The 18,661-nt window shown below is 54.4% G+C and carries 13 protein-coding genes; 5 read left to right on the top strand and 8 right to left on the bottom strand.

Features of this window, described 5'->3' with window-relative positions:
* Nucleotides 1-5 precede the first annotated feature (5 nt).
* Entirely contained in the window at nt 6-2,069 is a 2,064-nt protein-coding gene (locus tag AC01ZF_RS11090; protein ID WP_428113795.1) for a M15 family metallopeptidase, read from the bottom strand.
* A gap of 551 nt (nt 2,070-2,620) precedes the next feature.
* Between AC01ZF_RS11090 and AC01ZF_RS11095 the strand changes: the two genes are divergently transcribed.
* From AC01ZF_RS11095 to AC01ZF_RS11105, 3 genes are all read left to right on the top strand, one after another.
* Complete coding sequence (locus AC01ZF_RS11095) at nt 2,621-3,505, top strand: CAP domain-containing protein (protein ID WP_424676829.1); 885 nt, start codon at nt 2,621-2,623, stop codon at nt 3,503-3,505.
* A 204-nt stretch (nt 3,506-3,709) separates the two neighbouring features.
* A complete protein-coding gene (locus AC01ZF_RS11100; RefSeq protein ID WP_424676830.1) occupies nt 3,710-4,882 on the top strand; it encodes a DUF3048 domain-containing protein in 1,173 nt (390 codons plus the stop codon).
* Nucleotides 4,883-5,149: 267 nt separating this feature from the next.
* Nucleotides 5,150-6,499: a golvesin C-terminal-like domain-containing protein gene (locus tag AC01ZF_RS11105; RefSeq protein WP_424676831.1), complete on the top strand. Its 1,350-nt coding sequence runs from the start codon at nt 5,150-5,152 to the stop codon at nt 6,497-6,499.
* A gap of 105 nt (nt 6,500-6,604) precedes the next feature.
* Here AC01ZF_RS11105 and AC01ZF_RS11110 read toward each other — a convergent pair whose 3' ends face one another.
* Nucleotides 6,605-7,807, bottom strand: coding sequence for a phosphoglycerate kinase (locus AC01ZF_RS11110; RefSeq protein ID WP_428113773.1), 1,203 nt, complete (start codon nt 7,805-7,807; stop codon nt 6,605-6,607).
* Between the two features lie 54 nt (nt 7,808-7,861).
* Entirely contained in the window at nt 7,862-9,220 is a 1,359-nt protein-coding gene (mnmE, locus tag AC01ZF_RS11115; RefSeq protein WP_424676833.1) for a tRNA uridine-5-carboxymethylaminomethyl(34) synthesis GTPase MnmE, read from the bottom strand.
* Between the two features lie 9 nt (nt 9,221-9,229).
* Here mnmE and AC01ZF_RS11120 point away from each other — a divergent pair, with 9 nt between their 5' ends.
* Entirely contained in the window at nt 9,230-10,324 is a 1,095-nt protein-coding gene (locus AC01ZF_RS11120) for an alpha/beta hydrolase (protein WP_424676834.1), read from the top strand.
* Here the strand turns inward: AC01ZF_RS11120 and AC01ZF_RS11125 are convergent.
* From AC01ZF_RS11125 to AC01ZF_RS11145, 5 genes are all read right to left on the bottom strand, one after another.
* Nucleotides 10,310-10,897: an ATP-dependent Clp protease proteolytic subunit gene (locus tag AC01ZF_RS11125; protein ID WP_424676835.1), complete on the bottom strand. Its 588-nt coding sequence runs from the start codon at nt 10,895-10,897 to the stop codon at nt 10,310-10,312. The two genes, AC01ZF_RS11120 and AC01ZF_RS11125, sit on opposite strands and share 15 nt — an antisense overlap.
* The gene (locus AC01ZF_RS11130) at nt 10,897-12,468 is read right to left on the bottom strand and encodes a response regulator (RefSeq protein ID WP_428132319.1); all 1,572 of its coding nucleotides are present in this window, start codon (nt 12,466-12,468) and stop codon (nt 10,897-10,899) included. The genes AC01ZF_RS11125 and AC01ZF_RS11130 overlap by 1 nt, the downstream gene beginning before the upstream one ends.
* Nucleotides 12,461-15,295, bottom strand: coding sequence for an ATP-binding protein (locus AC01ZF_RS11135; RefSeq protein WP_424676837.1), 2,835 nt, complete (start codon nt 15,293-15,295; stop codon nt 12,461-12,463). Before AC01ZF_RS11135 ends, AC01ZF_RS11130 begins: the two co-directional genes overlap by 8 nt.
* A gap of 98 nt (nt 15,296-15,393) precedes the next feature.
* Nucleotides 15,394-15,759 (bottom strand): response regulator, encoded by a 366-nt coding sequence (locus tag AC01ZF_RS11140; RefSeq protein WP_424676838.1) that lies wholly within the window; start codon nt 15,757-15,759, stop codon nt 15,394-15,396.
* Nucleotides 15,734-17,671 (bottom strand): histidine kinase N-terminal 7TM domain-containing protein, encoded by a 1,938-nt coding sequence (locus AC01ZF_RS11145; protein ID WP_424676839.1) that lies wholly within the window; start codon nt 17,669-17,671, stop codon nt 15,734-15,736. The genes AC01ZF_RS11140 and AC01ZF_RS11145 overlap by 26 nt, the downstream gene beginning before the upstream one ends.
* Before the next feature lie 182 nt (nt 17,672-17,853).
* Between AC01ZF_RS11145 and AC01ZF_RS11150 the strand changes: the two genes are divergently transcribed.
* A complete protein-coding gene (locus AC01ZF_RS11150) occupies nt 17,854-18,456 on the top strand; it encodes a CDP-alcohol phosphatidyltransferase family protein (RefSeq protein ID WP_424676840.1) in 603 nt (200 codons plus the stop codon).
* Nucleotides 18,457-18,661: the final 205 nt, after the last annotated feature.

The raw sequence follows: 18,661 nt of genomic DNA on the forward strand, positions 1-18,661 counted from the left end.
TTTGCTCAGCGGGCAACTGCCCATTCAAAATGCATCCCATCACTGGCGCCGCGGCCATCGTAATTCCAGTGACCACCCCAGAAAAAACCGAGCGCATTGGCAATCGGCACCAATTCACGCACCGAGCCGCGATCACCTACCAGCGCTGCCGGTTTGTAGAATGCGTTCCACTGTGCATTGATATCAAATGCCGTGCCATACGCATGGTTGCTCAACGTGGTCGGATTGCTGCGAATGGTACGCGGCCACCATGCGCCATCAAATGTTAACACTAACTGCAAGAGTCCTGCATCTTCCCATGCCTGCCACAACCGGCGCAATTGGTCAGCCGCCACCCGATGGAAACGGATCCGCCCGCCGTTAGTATTGCGGAACCGGGCCAATTGCGGTATCGACACCTCGATCAGGTTCTGCGCCGCCCAATCGTTGGTGATGGTAATATCATCGCCGCTCTTGCGCACCCACTCGATTTTACCCAAGATTCGCTCGCGCTGGCCGTTGCGGTCGGTCAGAATGTTGAAATCGGGCATGGGCGGCCAATTCGGATCGCGACGCGGCGGCCCGGCCCGCACCACCTCCGGAGCAGTCAGCACATCGGCCATCCCCCCGGTCGGTTGTTGGGATGGGGATGACGCAAGATCAACCGCTATCACCTGAGATGATGCGCTCGCCGATTGCGTCGCCGGGCTGGTGGCTGTGGCAGAGGGTTGAACCGGCGTTTGTACCACATGCCCGGCGTTCACACGAGACGTTGCCGGTTTCGGCTGCCACGCCAGTACTTCTGGCGGACGCGGCAGATCGCTCATACACCGGATCACGCCATCCCCTCCACGATACAGGGTATCATAAGCGAACACCTGCACCTCATAGGTCATCCCCTGGATCGTCTCACGCACCACCCCGCTCAGCGGCGTGCCCAACTTTAATTCCAACGCCCGCTGGTGAAACGGATCGGTTGGATTGTACGGAACGCCGGCAACGTTGTACGTTTCGGCCCACAGTTGGGCATACTGCGGGCTAGCTGGGTCGGTTAAGCTGAGAAAGAAACAACCGGATTGCTGGCTCATCGGCGTGTAGAGGGTGTCGCCAGCAAAGACTTGCAGCGCAAACGCGCGGTCAGCCGTGACATAATTCCCGCTCAGGGCCGGGCCAAGTTTGGCTTGCAAGGCCACAAAATGGAAGCGCCAATCGGCGCGAAACTCGGTTTTACCCTCGAGCGGCGCGCGCGTCGCGCTCGCTTTCAACGCACTGCGATAGCTCGCCTCAATTAAGGCCCGGCTCACTCCGCCGGCAGGAATTGCGCCGATGTCCGGTCCTAGCAGATTGGACAAACTCTGCACGGCAGCATACTGGGTGCCTTCGTTGAAGATCGTATCGCGGGCAAAGACCTGAAAGTTATACGTCTTACCAGCGAGCGCCACCGGCGGCGGCTCGTTAGGAGCCAGCGGCGCGCCGAGATCAAACTTGCCCCAGTGCAGCGAAAAGGCCTGGTTGAGCCGCAATTGACCACCGCGCTGCCGCCACGTCACCGTCGCCAAACCCACCCACAGCTCCTGTTCGGGAGAGCGCACGCCGCTGCCGAGGATAACACCCTCAGCAGGGGCAACCGGCGCCGCCGGCGGCAAATACGGCAACACCCTCCGCTTCCCGCGGGCATCAGTGATGAGCATGCCAATATCAGCCAACGACAGGCCGTATTGCGCGGCCACCGCCGGCAACCAATCAGCCAGCACTGTGGCTTGCGCCTCGCTCAGATCGGTCAGCGTCGGCGCTGCAAGGCTCACAATCACCGCCACCCGGTCGAGATTATGCACTCGCCCCCGCCAAATTGCCCGGCCCAACCCATGACCGGCCCGCACAGGAGCGACCAGTTGATGCAATGTCCCATCCCGATCAAGGTAGAAATGAGGCAACATCACCGCATCCGCGCTTTGGTAGGCAGCCAGCGCCATCGCGGCATGCTGCGCGTCAGCCACTGCCACCACTAACGCCACCGGACTGCCTTCGCGACTCCTCCCCGCCCGATCCGGTCTTCCCACCGCGATCGCCTGCACCTCAGCGCTGCTCATGGCACGCTCCATCGTTACTAAAAATATTCTCGGCTCATCGTAGCACAGTGCTGTAGAGAAGGCAACGAATCGGAGGGAGACAGCGCGGGGGATAAGGGCCGATGACCCAATCGCAACGCGCGCAAAAGCGCAGAGATGCTAAACGCAAAGGCGCAGAGGAGGAAGTCGCACTAAGTAATGAGTGCTCCGGTAAACCTACTCCGCTGCCGATGCTAAACGCATAGGCGCAGAGGAGGAAGTCGCACTAAGTAATGAGTGCTCCGGTAAACCTACTCCGCTGCCGATGCTAAACGCAAAGGCGCAAAGGGTTTTGGGGAAAACGCCACTCCCATCTGTTATTGCGAGGGGCGCGTAGGGGCAGCACGACGCGCCGCCTGCGCCCCGAAGCAATCCCCCCCTTCAACGCACACAATCCACTATCGGTTAGGAATAGCACAAGGGACTTACTCGCAAAATAGTATAAAAACCCTATTGCCTGCTCCATAGATGAACTGGTACATTACCCCTATAGATTGCGCTAATCTAGTGATGGAACTCGGGAGCTACAACTCATGCGTCGATCTTTGCTCTTGTATCCGATCCTCGTTTGTCTTCTTGTCTTGCTGTCACTGCCGGCCAACGTTGTTGCTCAATCGGAAACGCCTCAAGCTCAACCGAGCACTATCTTCATCCCCCTGATCATCCGCACGGTGACATACCCGCCGCTCTCCTCCAACTGGTTAGAGCGGGTGAACGCCTATCGAGCGCGGGCCGGAGTGCCGTCGGTCACTGAAAGTAGCGAGCTCAACAGCAACTGCTGGGAACATGCACGCTATATGGCCGAAAATAACCAAATCACCCACAACCAAGACCCAAACAAGCCCTTTGCCTCGCCCACCGGCCAGATCTGCGCGCAAAAGGGCAATGCGTGGATTGGATGGGGCAACAGTTGGCAGCCCGCTGACGCAATTGATAGCTGGATGCAATCGATTGGCCATCGCCTCTGGCTGCTCTACCCCACCACGCCAACCCTCGGGTTTGGATTTTACACCACTGCCACCGCAAAATGCAGGGTGAATAACGTGAACTGGCACTGCAACGGCGCCGCGCTCGATGTTCTCTCTCACTTTAATTACAGTGCTGATGCTGATTACCCCGGTTGGCCGGTGCGCTACCCCGGCATTGACCAAACCGATGTGCCGGCGACGCAATATCCGATAACATTGCAATGGAGCTACTTTGGCAGTACGCCGGTGATCAACAGCACAGATCTGCGCGTTGTTGGCGGCAATGCGATTCCGCATACCAGCACAACTAACCTGCCAGTTGGTCATAAAGGGATCGCCGTCACCCCTACCGTCAATTTGCCTGCCAATAGCCTGATCGAAGTATCGATCAGCGGATCGTATGATGGGCAACCGTTTACCTACACGTGGCAGTTCCGCACCGGGAATTGACGAGACGGTCAATGACACCCCAATCCTACCCAGTTGAGCATGCTTGAGTATGGGCGAGTGGCGCAAACTGATAGCATATTGCCCAGCTATCCCAAACATCTATCCTCGCACCAAACCGCTCAACTTGCACTCCGCCAAACCCATGGTATAATAGGCCGCCCGTATTGCTCCGCCACGACCCGCGGCGCATAAGGAACGAGGAGCATGAAGAATAGAATTATTCCAATAGCCCTGTTGCTGAGTCTTGTGCTGATAGGTGCATGCAGTTCGGCGGTGGCAAATGAACCGGTACCGTCGCCACAGCCAACTGTCCCCCAGTTCCAATTGGTAACGAAGACACCAACACCATCGGCCGTCCCAACGCTACCGCTTCTTGCCACTCCTGAATTGACAGCTACACCGGCAGAAACTGCAACTCCTGAACCCACCGCCACACCTGAACCAACCCCAACGCCAGAACTGATTACTGCACCACTCGCCGTTCCACGCGGTTCGGTGACCAGCCGACCTTTCGCCGTGATGTACGACAACCATCCCAATGCTTACCCGCAAACCGGGATGGACGGAGCGGCCATCGTGTTCGAGGCGTTGGCCGAGTTCGGCATTACCCGCTATATGGCCATCTTTATTCCCGGTATCTCACCTGATATACCGGTGATCGGCCCGGTACGCAGTGCTCGTCCATATTACGTCGAGTGGGCCAAAGGGTTTCGAGCGGTGTACGTGCATGCCGGCGGCTCGCCCGAAGGCTTGTTGTTGGCCGAAACATCTATCGAACTGATCAATATGGACGCACTACGCGGCAATGCCAGCGGGTATTTCTATCGCACCCGCGACCGCAGCGCGCCGCACAACCTGTATACCAATAGCGCCAATATCGCCAAGTTTGCTACAGCGAATGATCGGCCAGTGGAAGGATTAGCAGAGATCGGTTTTGTCTATTCACCCGAAGCTCCAGCCGAGGCCCGTCCTGGCAGCCAAGAGTTACGCTACTTCTTTATCTATCGCGAAGCAGCCGTAGGTTGGCGCTATGACCCGGCAACCAACAGTTATCTCTATTTCCGTGGCAATCGTCCGCACATCGATGCTGCCACCGGTGCGCAGTTGCAGTTCAAGAATGTTGTTATTCTCGAAGTGCCCGAACGCCCTATCCCCAACGATCCCAAAGGGCGCATCGAGCAAGATGTGATCGGCGAAGGACCGGCCCGTATCTTCCGTGATGGCCGTATGATTGAGGCTACATGGCGCAAGGCAGCCGGCTATGCCCAGCTCTACTTTGTGGATGCAGACGGTAACGAAGTGCCGCTCGCGCCAGGCTCGGTCTGGATCGCCGCTATTCCCGACCTCGCCAATCTGACGGTTGAGGGCGGGCAATAACATGTATCCACCGAAGATGTATCCACCGGAGCCAGTTGCTCCGGCGGAATTGGGCGGGTGCCGCACGCATGTTGGCTCTGTCGCCAAACTTACACCGAACTCTGTGCCCCGTTGCATAGTAAGCGGCACCCCGGCAGACGCAATCGCAAATAAACCCGCTGTGGGGAAGGCAGCTCCTGATGAGCTGAGCCACCCCACCTAGTGACGGCAGCCCCGCGTCTGCCCGGCTCGTAAGCCGTATGCCGTCAAAAGGAGGTATCACCCTATATGAGAGATCGTATCGTTCGTCGCGGCTTGATTGTCGCTGTGCTAGTGGTCCTCTCAACTGCCATCGCCCATGTGCAAGCCGCTCCTGCTGCCTCGCCGCCCACGCAGTCGGCTGTTGCTCCTACCTACCGCATCTTTGCCACACGCGAGGGTCTCGTCGGTCGTCGTACAGCAAATGGTCATATTATTCAACCACGTGATCGGTTCGTGGCCTTACCATGCTGGTGCGTCCTTTCCCCAAAAGGGACCGACAAATTTAAAGTACGCCTTACGTACAATGGGCGCTCCGTCGTCGTTCCCGTCTGGGATGTCGGGCCATGGAATACCCGTGATGACTATTGGAATCCTAACCGACGTTACGGCGATCTGCCAGTTGGTATGCCCATGGCAGAAGCGGCCTACTTCCACGGCTACAACGGTGGCCGCGATGAGTGGGGTCGGCGGATTACCCTCCCCAACGGAATTGATATTGCCGATGGCACCTTCTGGGACGATCTTGGCATGACCAAAAGTGATTATGTTTATGTCACCTTCCTCTGGCTTGGCGAAGACCCTGGTCCCGGAGGTGCAGTTGAAGTTGGCAACGGTGAGTATACCGACGATCTAGCACAGACGATAGTGACTGCACCCGAAGGTGCGCTTACCGTCGATAACACCGATACCACCTTCAATCCGATCGGTACGGATTGGTACGAAGAACCGTGTGGTCTCAACAAGCAACACCAATGGACATACTCGACGACCGATCCGGCAAAAGCGACGACTGCAGCCACATGGCAAGCACCGAATCTCAGTCCCGGCTTTTATGAGGTCAAAGCGTACATTCCGGCATGTGGCAATTCGGCAACAACCAGCGCCCGTTATCGGATTAGCCACGCGGGCGCGACGACAGAGGTCACACTCGATCAACAGGCGGCTGCCGGTCAGTGGGCATCGCTCGGTACCTACTACTTTGGCGGTCCTGCTAATGAAACGCCCCAGATTTTCTTAAGCGATCTTACCAATGATCGTGGGTTAGCGGTGCGCTACGATGCTATTGCGTGGGAACCACGTACCGATACGACACCGCCGGACACCCAACTCATCTCGATTTCACGTGCCGGCAACGGCTTTCAGGTCCAATGGGGTGGCAATGACGATCTCACCGGCGTTGCCAGTTATGATGTGCAAGTGCGCCTCCTCCCCGACGGGGGTTGGACAGATTGGAAACGCGGAACCACTGAACTAAGTGCGTGGTTCGGGCCAGATGAAGGCAAGCAGTTTGCGTTCCGGGTACGCGCCCGCGACTGGGCCGGCAATGTCGAGCCATGGGAAGAGGCTGCTACCGCCGATACGACCAATCTGCCCTAGGTGACAGCAGCCCGTAGTGCATCATTTGCATTGAGACATAGTAACGGGACACAGCGTTGCTGTGTCCCGTTCATATTGTGATGGTTAGCTTATACCAACGTGACCTTATTCGGCATCCTGCAACGCCGCGACACCGGGCAACACTCGCCCCTCGAGCAATTCGAGCGACGCCCCACCACCGGTGCTAACGTGCGACATCTTCTCGGCCAGCCCAGCCTGCTCGACGGCGGCCACGCTATCACCACCACCAACAATCGTGATCGCACCATTTGCCGATGCTTCGGCCATCGCCTGCGCAATCGCGCGTGTCCCGACGGCAAACGGTTCTAGTTCAAACACGCCCATTGGTCCATTCCAAATCACCGTGCGCGCCGCTCGGATCTCGGCACTATACAGCTCAATTGTCTTTGGCCCAATGTCAAGGACACGCCAACCGGACGGAATCGCGGTCACCTCAACCACCTGGCGCTGGGCATCGGCGCTAAACGCATCGGCAATCACCACATCGACCGGCAACAACAACCGCGCATCCCGCTCTTCAGCTTTCGCCATCAGTTGCTGCGCAACCGGTACGCTTTCCGGCTCAACCAATGAGTCGCCGAGATTCAACCCCTTCGCCAGCAAAAAGGTATTGGCCATCCCGCCACCGATCAGCAACGCATCTACTTTGCCTAGCAGATTGTCGATGACGCCGATCTTGTCGCTGATCTTCGCGCCACCGATTACCGTCACAAACGGACGTTGCGGATTGTTCAGCGCACCACCGATGTACGTCAGCTCTTTCTCCATCAAGAAACCGGCGACAGCCGGCAGATAATGCGCCACTCCCTCTGTACTCGCATTGGCGCGGTGGGCGGCGCCAAACGCATCGTTTACAAACACATCACCGAGCTTCGCCAACTCGGCAGCCATCGTCGGATCGTTTACCTCTTCACGCGGATCAAAGCGGGTATTTTCGAGCACCAACACTTGACCCGGCTTCAGCATCGACACCGCTGCCTCGGCTGCCGAACCAGTAATTGCTTCGGTCTTCTTGACTTCGGTTGCTTCCGGGAGCAACTCGAAGAGCCGTTCAACCACCGGACGTAAGCTGTACTTGGGATTAGGCTTACCTTTGGGACGCCCTAAATGGGACATCAAGACAACTTTAGCACCATGCTCGAGCAAATACCGGATCGTCGGTAATGCTGCGCGAATACGTGTATCATCGGTGATTTGCCCCTGATCATCGAGTGGCACGTTAAAATCAACTCGCACAAGCGCACGCTTCCCGGCCCAATCCACGTCGCGGATGGTCTTCTTGTTCATGCGCATTCCTCCTTTTTCGCCATCTAACGGCACACTGCCATTGTAACACAGCCCCTACTTACCAATGCAGAACCGGCTGAAGATCACATCGAGCAAATCTTCACCTACCGTCTCACCCGTGATCTCACCAAGCGCATTGGCCGCGCCGGTGAGATCAGCCGCGAGTAGATCGGTCGCTGCATTGGTATTGAGTGTTTCTTGGGCAGCGCGCAAATATTCGGCAGCACGTCGTAATGCAGCGCGGTGCCGTGGGTTACTGACCAGATGGGTCGCTCCCACTGCCGGTAACGTTCCACCTAAAAGGGTTGTGGCTATCTTCTTCGCCAACTCGTCGATCCCATGCCCATAACGCGCCGAACAAGCGGCTACCGCAACCCGATGCGGATGTTCAGGCGCTGTCGGCGGTGGAATCGCCGGATCGTCACATTTGTTCCAGACGATGATCGTAGGCTTATCAGCCGTGGTCGTGAGCATTGCCTCATCTTCGTCGGTCAACGGTTGCTGAGCATCGAAAACCAAGAGGGCCAGATCGGCACTTGCCAAAGCAGCCGCTGCCCGCTCAACCCCGATCTGCTCCACCGGATCGGTACTGGTCCGCATCCCCGCCGTGTCGATTAACACCACCGGCACACCGGCCAGATTTGCAGTCTCTTCTAACGTATCGCGCGTTGTACCGGGAATAGGGGTCACGATTGCCCGCTCAACTCGTAAGAGAGCGTTGAGTAAGCTTGATTTACCAACGTTAGGCCGTCCGACCAACGCCACTCGTGCCCCGTTCCGCAAGACGATTCCTTGCTCGGCACTCGCTAATAGTCGCTCGACCGTCGCCAAGGCCTGGGCAATAGGCGCTGTCACGGCTTGCGGTTCAATCCCCTCTTCGGGGAAGTCGATCAGGGCGGTGATATAGGCCAGCGGTTCGAGCAACGCCGCCCGCGCTGCCCGTACTTCGCGCGCCAACCAGCCACCAAGTTGGGCCTGCGCCACCGCCAGCCCCGCACTCGTTTGTGCCCGGATAACATCGAGTGTCGCTTCGGCTTGACTCAGATCGATCCGCCCATTGAGAAAAGCGCGCATGGTAAATTCGCCGGGATTGGCCAACCGTGCTCCGGCAGCCAACGCTGCTTCGAGAGTCAACTGCACCGGCAACGCCCCCCCATGACACGAGATTTCAATCACGTCTTCGCGGGTAAAGCTGTGCGGAGCAGCCATAAATGTCAGTAACGCCTCATCGATCACGTTACCGTCCGGCCCAATCACGTGACCATAACGCACCCGATGACTCCGCAACCGTCCTGGCCGTATCGGTCGAAAGATCTTTACGGCAATCGATTGAGCATCCGGCCCACTTAACCGTATAATGCCAATGCCGCCCTCACCCGGCGGAGTTGCAATCGCTGCAATCGTGTCACTCATTGAGGTCCTGTGCGTCTGTTAACTACCCTTTTCCGCTTGATCACGCTCTTAAATACTCTTGCTACCTTGAGCGGCTTGCGTGGTCTCTCATGGAGCGAACGTCTCGCTCTACCATTAACCATCTTGATCTGGCGCCAACCGGCTGCCGGTTGGCGATCACATCTGTTACTCATCATACCGGCACTCGTAGGCCAGCTCATCCTTGCCACAGCCCGCCGCCGTGATCTCGATCCACGTCGACGTTTGTACCCCGGTCGGTACCCAGATCGGGTCATTACCCGTCTTGACCTACCGGCTCGCCACGGTCCGGTACCGGCACTCCATATTGTGCCACGCGGCGGCGCCACCACTGCAATATTGGTAACGCACGGCTCCGGCTGTGACAAAACCTTTTACGCCTGGCGATTAGTAGATGCGTTAATCGAGCGTGGGATGGCGGTGGTGTTGATCGACCTCGATGGGCATGGCGAAAGTCCACGGCCACAAGCCTATCCGCAGATGGTTGAGAGTGTCGCCGATCCGCTACGATGGTTACAACAGCGCTACGAGCGGATTGGCGCAATCGGTATGAGCCTCGGTGGCGCCGTTCTCGCTCGCGCCGTTGCCGACGGCACACCGGTCGATGCGTTAGCGCTATGGGAGGTCCCGCCACGGTTACGCCTAAATAGCCGTGAATATCGGCAGGTACAAATCCGCGAAGCCCTCGCGATTACCCAACTACGACTGCTCCACCTCTTCACAGACGGGGCAATCGACCACGTGATACGGGCATGGCAGACGAGTGGCATTCGTGCAACCATTGGTACGTGGGATTTATTCGACGCTCTTAACCTACCGGACAGCCTCCACATCCTTGGCCGGCATCATACACCGCTGTTGTTAGTCTACGCCGGACGCGATGCAGTCGTCCCGCCAGCAGCCGCTGCCGAAGTTGCAGCTCTCACTGCCGGCTGGGCCGAATACCATTACTTGCCTTTTGCCAGCCACATCTCGCTGCCGATCGATCTTGCCTGCATCAACCTCACCGCTGATTGGCTACAACAGCGGCTGAACCGGCTCACCAATGCCGCGAATTCACCGGACTATCGCCTAACGCGGGGCTAGAATGGCATCGATCAGACCATATTCTACGGCCTGCGATGCCGTCATATAAAAATCTCGACTGAAATCGGCCTCTAACCGCTCGACCGTCTGACCGGAATGTTTCGCCATAATCTCGCGCAGCAATCGCTGTAGGCGCAACATCTCGTCTACAGCAATCTGTACATCTGGCGCATACCCCTCGACGCCACCGCCTGCCGGATGCGAATGAATTGTCGCATGCGGCAACGCAAACCGTTTTCCTTTTGCTCCTGCACAGAGCAACACCGTTGCCATACTCGCTGCCCGACCTACGCAGACAGTACAAACATCGGGAGTCACTAACTGCATCGTATCATAGATCGCCAATCCGGCCCGAATCACTCCGCCGGGGCTATTAATATACATCCAAATATCACGTTCAGGGTCTTGCTGTTGCAACACCAATAATTGTGCCACTACTGACGAAGCTAACTCGTCATCGATCGACTCACCGATAATGATCACTCGCTCCTTCAACAACCGTGAGAAGATATCCCAACTGCGCTCGCCTCGGCTAGTACGCTCAACAATTGTTGGTACCGGAATAGAAGGCATCACACTCCTCTTTCTGGACTATCAATCAACAGACAACTGCCGTTTATCTGCTTCGATTGCCGTTTTAAGGTTGCTGCACGCATCGCAATCTCGTAAGGCTGTTGATATTGGGCCGGCGCGACCGGCACTACGGCAATCGAGAGACTGAGTAACGGATAGCGACACGGATGTCCTTGCCGGTCATGACCGAAGATATAGCCCCGTTCTCGATCCTCTGCCGAATAAAAATAGGGTATAGTCGCATCAAAGCGTTCGATCACCGCTTGACCGATCCGCTGCAATCGTTCGATAGTTGTCACCAGCACAAAATCATCACCACCGAGATGGCCTAAAAAATCCTCAGCTCCCCCTTGCCAATGTACTACATCGGCCAACAGCCGGGCAGTGTGCAAAATAATCGCATCACCCTTAAAAAAACCGTAGTGATCATTATACCCCTTAAAATTGTCAAGATCGACATAGCCGACAGCAAATGGTTGCTTCCGAGCGAGCCGCTCGCGAATAACCTGTTCGATCACTACATTGCCGGGCAAGCGTGAAATCGGGTTCAAACTGCTCTCTCGCTCACTACGACGCAAGATCGAGCGAATGCGGGCCATTAACTCAGCGGCGCTACAAGGTTTTACTACATAGTCATCAGCACCGAGTTTCAAACTGCGCACCTTTTCATCAAGTGCGCTAACTGCCGACAACAGTATCACAGGAGTCAATCGTGTTTTCGGTGTTGCACGCAAACTTTGCAATACCTGCAAGCCATCACCATCAGGCAACAGCCGATCGAGAATGATCAGGTCGAAAAACTGCTCGGTAATTACACGCAGTGCAGTTGCTCTATCGGATGCGGTTACCACCACAAAGCCGGCATCGGTAAGCTGCTGACCAAGGATCATGCGAATGTCCGCCTCATCATCAATCAGCAGGATGCGAGGGAGACCTCGTTCACCATGATGAGTAGCAAGCAACCGTTGGAGTTGATCCAGTAACGGCTGCCGCACATCAATCAGCGGTATGCCCCTAACCGGCGGTATGTCGTAACCCACAAGGGCCACCACAATATCGCGCGTCTCCGGATCGGTCCGAGCAATTTGCCCACACATCACCGGCTCAATATCTCGTACATCATTGGCAATCACCAACAGACGGGGCCGTCGTTGCCGTGCCAGATCAAGACCATGCGCCCCGGTTTCCACCCGTTCTACTTCCCAACCAGCAGCCAATAACACATTTGTCAATTCATCGAGTATGCCCCCACCCACCAGCACGGCGAGATCCATGCTCGTCGTTTTCATCACCGGTGAGGGCGACGATGAGCGTGCTGAACCTTGAGCTACCTCAATCGGTACCCGCACCACGATAGCATAGTCTTCAACATCAACATGCCTAGCCAACTGTTGCCCAAACTGCCGCAAACGTTCAGTCGAGCGTTGCAACGCAGCAATTAAATTCACCAATCGCTGATCATCACTCTGACCATAATGATGAGCAAGCAACTCAACCGCACTCTGCAACGCCGTTAGCGGTGATGCAAACTGGTGAATGAACTTCTCCACTTCAGAAGATGGCCTACTCATTGGCAACCTCATTTGCTTGAATAACCGACGTAATAATCGCAATCAGCCGCTCCGCAGTTGCCGGCTTTTCCAAGAAGCCTCGTGCGCCGAGTGCAAACGCTTGTTCTCTTGCATCAGGACCTAGATCATTCGCAGTTAACACCACAACCGGAATAGTGGATGTTGTTGGATTAGCCTGCAAACGCTGTAACACCTCTAACCCATCCATTCCCGGCATCCGCAAATCGAGCAAAATCGCATCTGGCCGGACATGCTGCACTAAATCAAGCGCTTCTGCACCATCACTGGTAGATAAGACACGCATCTGATGGCGTTGTAAAATCCGTACTAACACCGGACGCACATTCGGATCATCATCAACCACCAACACCAGCGGTTGTGGCTTCATAATTTGACGCCGGACAATCGTTGCAACGTCGTCAACTGAACGATCAAACGAAAGGGTGATCACATCACGCGGCAGATTCGTAACCGGCTGGTCACTAATAACGATCATGGGGATCAGGGAGTAGAGCACAATCGCGCGAATTTGAGCCACCAGGTCGCCTAAATCACCAGAATCGATCACCACGATACAAGCCGGTTGGCGTGCAGGCAAGCTCTTGATCAGATCGCGAATATCTATCTTGGCAACTTCCCACTCAGTCGTAACGTTCAGAGCTGCATACAGCTTCTCCGTCCAGGGATGATCGGTGCTGACAATCACTATCAAAGGCGGCCGGCTCTCAGACGACGGTGGTTGCAACTTCGCCAGCGGCAGAGTAAAGTTGAAGATACTGCCTTGCCCCGGCTCACTCTGAACCCAAATCTTGCCACCGTGTAGTTCGACCAACTCTTTCGAGATTGCCAAACCAAGACCGGTGCCACTCCGCTCACGGTTATTTGCCTGATTAAGCTGACGAAACTTCTGAAACAAGAACTGCTGATCGGTATGTGGAATGCCGGGACCCCAATCACGCACACTGAAGCGAACGACCGATGTCTCGTACACAACGCTTAACAAAACGCGCTGGCCTTTGGACGAAAACTTGATCGCATTAGACAGTAAATTAACCACTACCTGCACAATTCGATCCTGATCGGCGTCGACGAACGGCAGATTAGGCGGTACATCGAGAGCAATCGTCACGCCGTGCTGACGGGCAAATGAGGTCAATTCTTCAACCGCACTCCGACAGATCGCGAGCGGTGATACCGGTTTACGCTGCAACTGCAACTTTCCCTGCTCGATCTTGTTCACATCAAGAATATCGTTTACCAGGCGGATCAAGCGCTGCGTGTTATTCAATGAAATTTGCAGCATCGTCCGCACTTGCGGCGGCAAACGATCCCCTAAACCGGTTTTGCCCCGCTCGTCATCTCCCAGCACTAATTGCAACGATCCTTGAACACTGCTCAGCGGTGTGCGCAATTCGTGCGATACTATCGAGATAAATTCATCTTTCAAACGCTCAATTTCCCGCTCACGAGTAACATCACGGAAGATCAGAATCCGACCAAGATACTGCTCACGGCGATTGATAACCGGTGCCGAAAAGCAATGTAGCCGACGTGACTTAGGATAGACGACTTGAAATTCTTCCCAACCACGATCGGTCTCTGAACCGAGCAATTGCCCCAACCAAAACCCGAGTCGCACACTATTCGCAAACACACGACTAAAGACGAGAAGCAGATCATCGTATGATTTTTCCTTGATATCCGCTTCGGTAATACCGAAAAAATAACAGGCGCGCCGGTTGATTATCACGACCCGCCGCTGACGGTCAAGCACAACGATACCATCGTTGGTTGTCTCAACCACCGCTTGCGCTCGATCCAGCTCAATTTGCAACTGTTCAAACAGGCGCGCGTGTTCAACCGCGATCCCAATTTGTCGGACAAGAATCCGTAGCCATTGCCATTGTCGCTCATTAAAACTGCTCCCCGGCCATGGAATCAGTTGTACCACACCGGCTTGCCAACCGCCGGCAACCATCGCGAGCGTAAGCATTCCATCAAGCGCATATGAACGCATAAAGGCATGCAATGGCGCATACTGGGACGAAACCGTTGGATCGGCAACCAGATACGTGATGTCACTCCCAGACTCAAAGAGCGATGTAGCCAATGCATGGGTATAACCCGCCAAGGTTTCATCACCCCATAGACGATGAACGATTGTCGCTAATGGCGTCGGGAGCGATCCGGTTGTCACCCGCTTTAACGTCAGGCTATGCGTTGCATCGTCATATAAATACAGCGCACCCGCTGCCGCACCGACCGTTTCAATCAATTGACTCAAAGCGACTTCAACTAATTGATCTAAGGGAGGATTGTAAAGTAGTGATAAACCGTCAATAACATTCAGTGATGAACCATCATTCTGTTGCACATCACCGGTATGGGCAAGGATTGATCGTGCATATCCAGCATCGTCAACCAGAAATTGCAAAACACTAACATATTGCTCCGCCACCGGTTCTACCCAACCACAAATGCACAATGCCTGAACTTTTCCATCATCAACGAGTGGTAATATAACAATTTGAACTGGTGGTTGGATAGGCCAAATTGTGTTCGTCAACGCCGACGCCAGCGGTGTCGATTGCTGCCCCGGTGTGAAAACAATCGGTTGACGGAGTAACAGTAAATCGTGCTGTAAATAGTGTGGGATAGTAAAGGTTTCTGGAACCGGTGAATCTGGCGTAATTCGATCAACAAACAGCTTGAATTGACACGTTTCAGGCACAAACTGATAAATCAGGGCAACATGCGCTGCCGTCAAACTCCGTATCCCATCAAGCAATACATGCCATACCGCTTCACGAGAAGCGGATCGATACATTTGTCGGCATAATACCGCTAACAACCAAGATTGCTTAGAATCACGCACATCCGCCAATACGTATTCACCTGAAACAGGTATCTTAATCGAACCCGACCTTAGGTACTTGCTAAAATTGTCCGAACTTCATCAATAAGTTGGAAAACGTTGAATGGCTTCTCAATCAACCCCCGTACCATTGGTGGTAAGTCTTTTAGAGACAAACTACTTTTTGGCTTGGCTGTCAGAAGCAAAATTGGTATCTGTCGCCACACAGGGTGATCTTGGATACGTTCACACAGCTCCAAACCATCCATCTGCGGCATCATTACATCGATAAGCAGTAAATCGAATGTATCATTGGCAAGCCGCTCCAGCGCCTCGTATCCATTATTCACAACAGTGACGGTATGACTTTCGTCTTCAAGCACCATTTTGAAGATGAGCTGCAAATCCTCCTCATCTTCGGCCAGTAGAATCTTCATACTCATGCTCTTCCATCAAAAGAATTTGACGAGCAACTTCCTCAATCGCCGCTCGTTGTTTACGGTAAAAATCCGACTCACTCATCGCCAAGCGATTCGCCACGTCTCGTACCGTCTGACGACGTAAAAACCGACCTTCGAGTAAATTATACAATAGCCATTCCTGTGCTGTGGGATCAATCTGATCATCAGGCCGTAGATTAGCAATCGCTTGTCGCAACACCGTCTGCAACGCTTGGGTCGGACTTCCGCCTTGCTCGGCCAACACGCGCCGCACACTGCGCAAACCGATCAGCGGACTTTCAGCCAGCTTCGGCCCACCCCAAAACTGGGTCAAGGCCTCTTTTACCAACTGTGAAAACTCTGGATGTAATACGACATCTTCATCGAGTGTAGTCAGGGTCAGCGGAGTCGTCTGTTCCAACCGTGAACTCAACCGCTGCAACGATTGCATCTCAGGGGCTAAACCGCGTAACGCATCAAAAATCTGACGTTGCATCTGGGCCGTTGTTAGCGCTAGCTCAATCTGATGAGCTAATCCGGCCACCATGCGTCGCATCTCGAGTGAAGTGCCACCATTACGTCGCAATTGATCGGTCGTTGCTTCAAGTCCAATCGCCCCCAGAAACATTCCATCAGGACTACGCAATGGTAGTAGGCAAAATGAACCGACCACTAAGAACGAGCCGCTATCCAAACTCGCACTCGCATCGTGTGGCATCGCCTCTAATCGTGGAATAAGATCGCCGATTGGATGTTCACTGACTAACCGACGAACCTCGCGGCGCGATCCCCAGATTGCCTTGATACTAAATCCATCTTCTCCTGGCGCAATAATAAAACCGGTCTTCACCTGCAAAGGAGTACAAATCGCAACCAACGAATTCTCGAGTAATGTTCGTAAATCGGCCCGCGTAAACACACTGCGCGGTAAATTACGTAAGTAATCGATTTCAGCATGATCTTGGCGATAAATTAAGGCGTCGAGGTACGGTTTTACCTGCGTGACAAAGATCGGCATCAAGACCGTCATCACCATAACACCAAAAGTGATCAGGGTTTCCGCCGGCAAGCCTAACATTTGTGCCATTACCGGCACAGCCTGAATAAACAGAATCGTCGCAATGCCAACAAACGGCCCGTACAACCACCAGCGCACGAAATCTTGTTTGATCAAGCGCTCAGGAATAAGCACACCTTGAAATGCTACCGAATACGTCATCACTGTAATCATTGCAATGACGATCAGGCTCGCTAACGCTTGGAGCATGAGGATAACGCTCACCGGTAGCATACTTGGTGAGGCCACCAGCAAAAAAGGGAACACACCAATACCAGGAGCAGCGAACGTTGCCCCTAAATAGCCCAATCGCCGCCGCTGTGAAGGCGTTAACGCCACGCGCCGTACCATCAGAATTGCCAGCAAGGCCGTCCCCATCGCAATGATAAAGAAGATAACGTAGAACCAAAAGAGCGGCCCAGCTTGAAATTGCGCAATTGGCCCACTTGGTATCCCGGTGTGAATAACCAGATTTGTACCAAGAACCACGAGCAAAAAGATGATAAAACTACTCAAATAGGCAAAGTAAACGCTACGTCGCCAGCGTTGGGCGATGGCGTTAGCATTACCAAAAGCTAACAAAGCATTAGCAAAGTGGATATACCCCGCCGGTACCAGGACTATTCCGAGCCATTGTGCTCGACCTAAAAACTCAATGGTGGCCGGACGCTGGGCACGAGCTAACAAGAGATCACCACTATACGCAATGATTACACCTGCTAACAAAACACTGAGCGCACGCACGATGTCACTACGCCAGTTCTGTAAAATAATGTATGACAGCAGTGAAAAACTGACAATCAAAACCGCAGCAAAGAGAATTTCATTGATGCGTTCAAGAAAAGGTACCATATCGGTGTAGCTATGACATATCTAAGCGATCGAGCTGTCGCTATTAACGGTAGCATGGTTAGTCTGAATTATACCATGATAGGTAGCAAAAACCGGTTATCAAAATATTATGTCTATTAAACACAGAAGGCCTGTATGTTATAATCGAAGGTGCAGAGTAGGTTAAAACCAGAGAATGTACCATGCGACAGCTTCCCAATTTACTCGGCCTTTTTCGCATTCTTACCACGCCATTGCTTGCGTGGCTCATTCTTGTCGCGACACCAACCGCTTATGTAGGAGCGGCTTTTTTGCTGCTCATCATGGCACTCAGCGACATGGCAGATGGCCGCTTAGCCCGTCATCTCAAAGTTGTCTCACCACTCGGTATCTTTATCGATACGATCAGCGATAAGATCTTTGTGGCCGGTGTCATTATTCCAATGATCGAGGTCGGTCTGTTGCCGGCATGGGTCGCACTCGCGATAATTATCCGCGAATTTGTTGTCTCCGGCCTCCGTTCTTTTGCTGCTGCTGAAGGGGTGGTGATTTCGGCACGTCGCTTTGGAAAACAGAAGTTGGTGATTACGGTCGTAGCCCTGATCTGGCGACTATTAGCGGCCAACGCCGAAACCGGCGGCTTCCTTGGTCAATTCGCCGGCGGAATATTGATACCAATCCTTAATCTCTGGGTTGTATCGATGGGGTTAGCACTCGTCTGGACGCTGGGATCGGGAATCGAATACTTGTGGCAAGCATGGCCACTCTTGCGCCGCGGTTGGGCTCCCACGCCATCGGGGCGATAACCAGTAGTTAAGTCACCCCGACGTATAACTGTACCCCTCCCTACCCGCAGCACTGGTTCGCCGAGCGTATCGCGCCTACCAAGCAGTGAATCCACCGCCGTACCGGCCATGACGCTTGCGGGTCGCTCGTCCCTACCCTTCCCAAACACACCACGAGGGCAGTCGTGCGACTGCCCTCGCGTGGATTTCGGTTGGGGGGTGCGTG

The sequence above is a fragment of the Chloroflexus sp. genome (assembly GCF_056331925.1).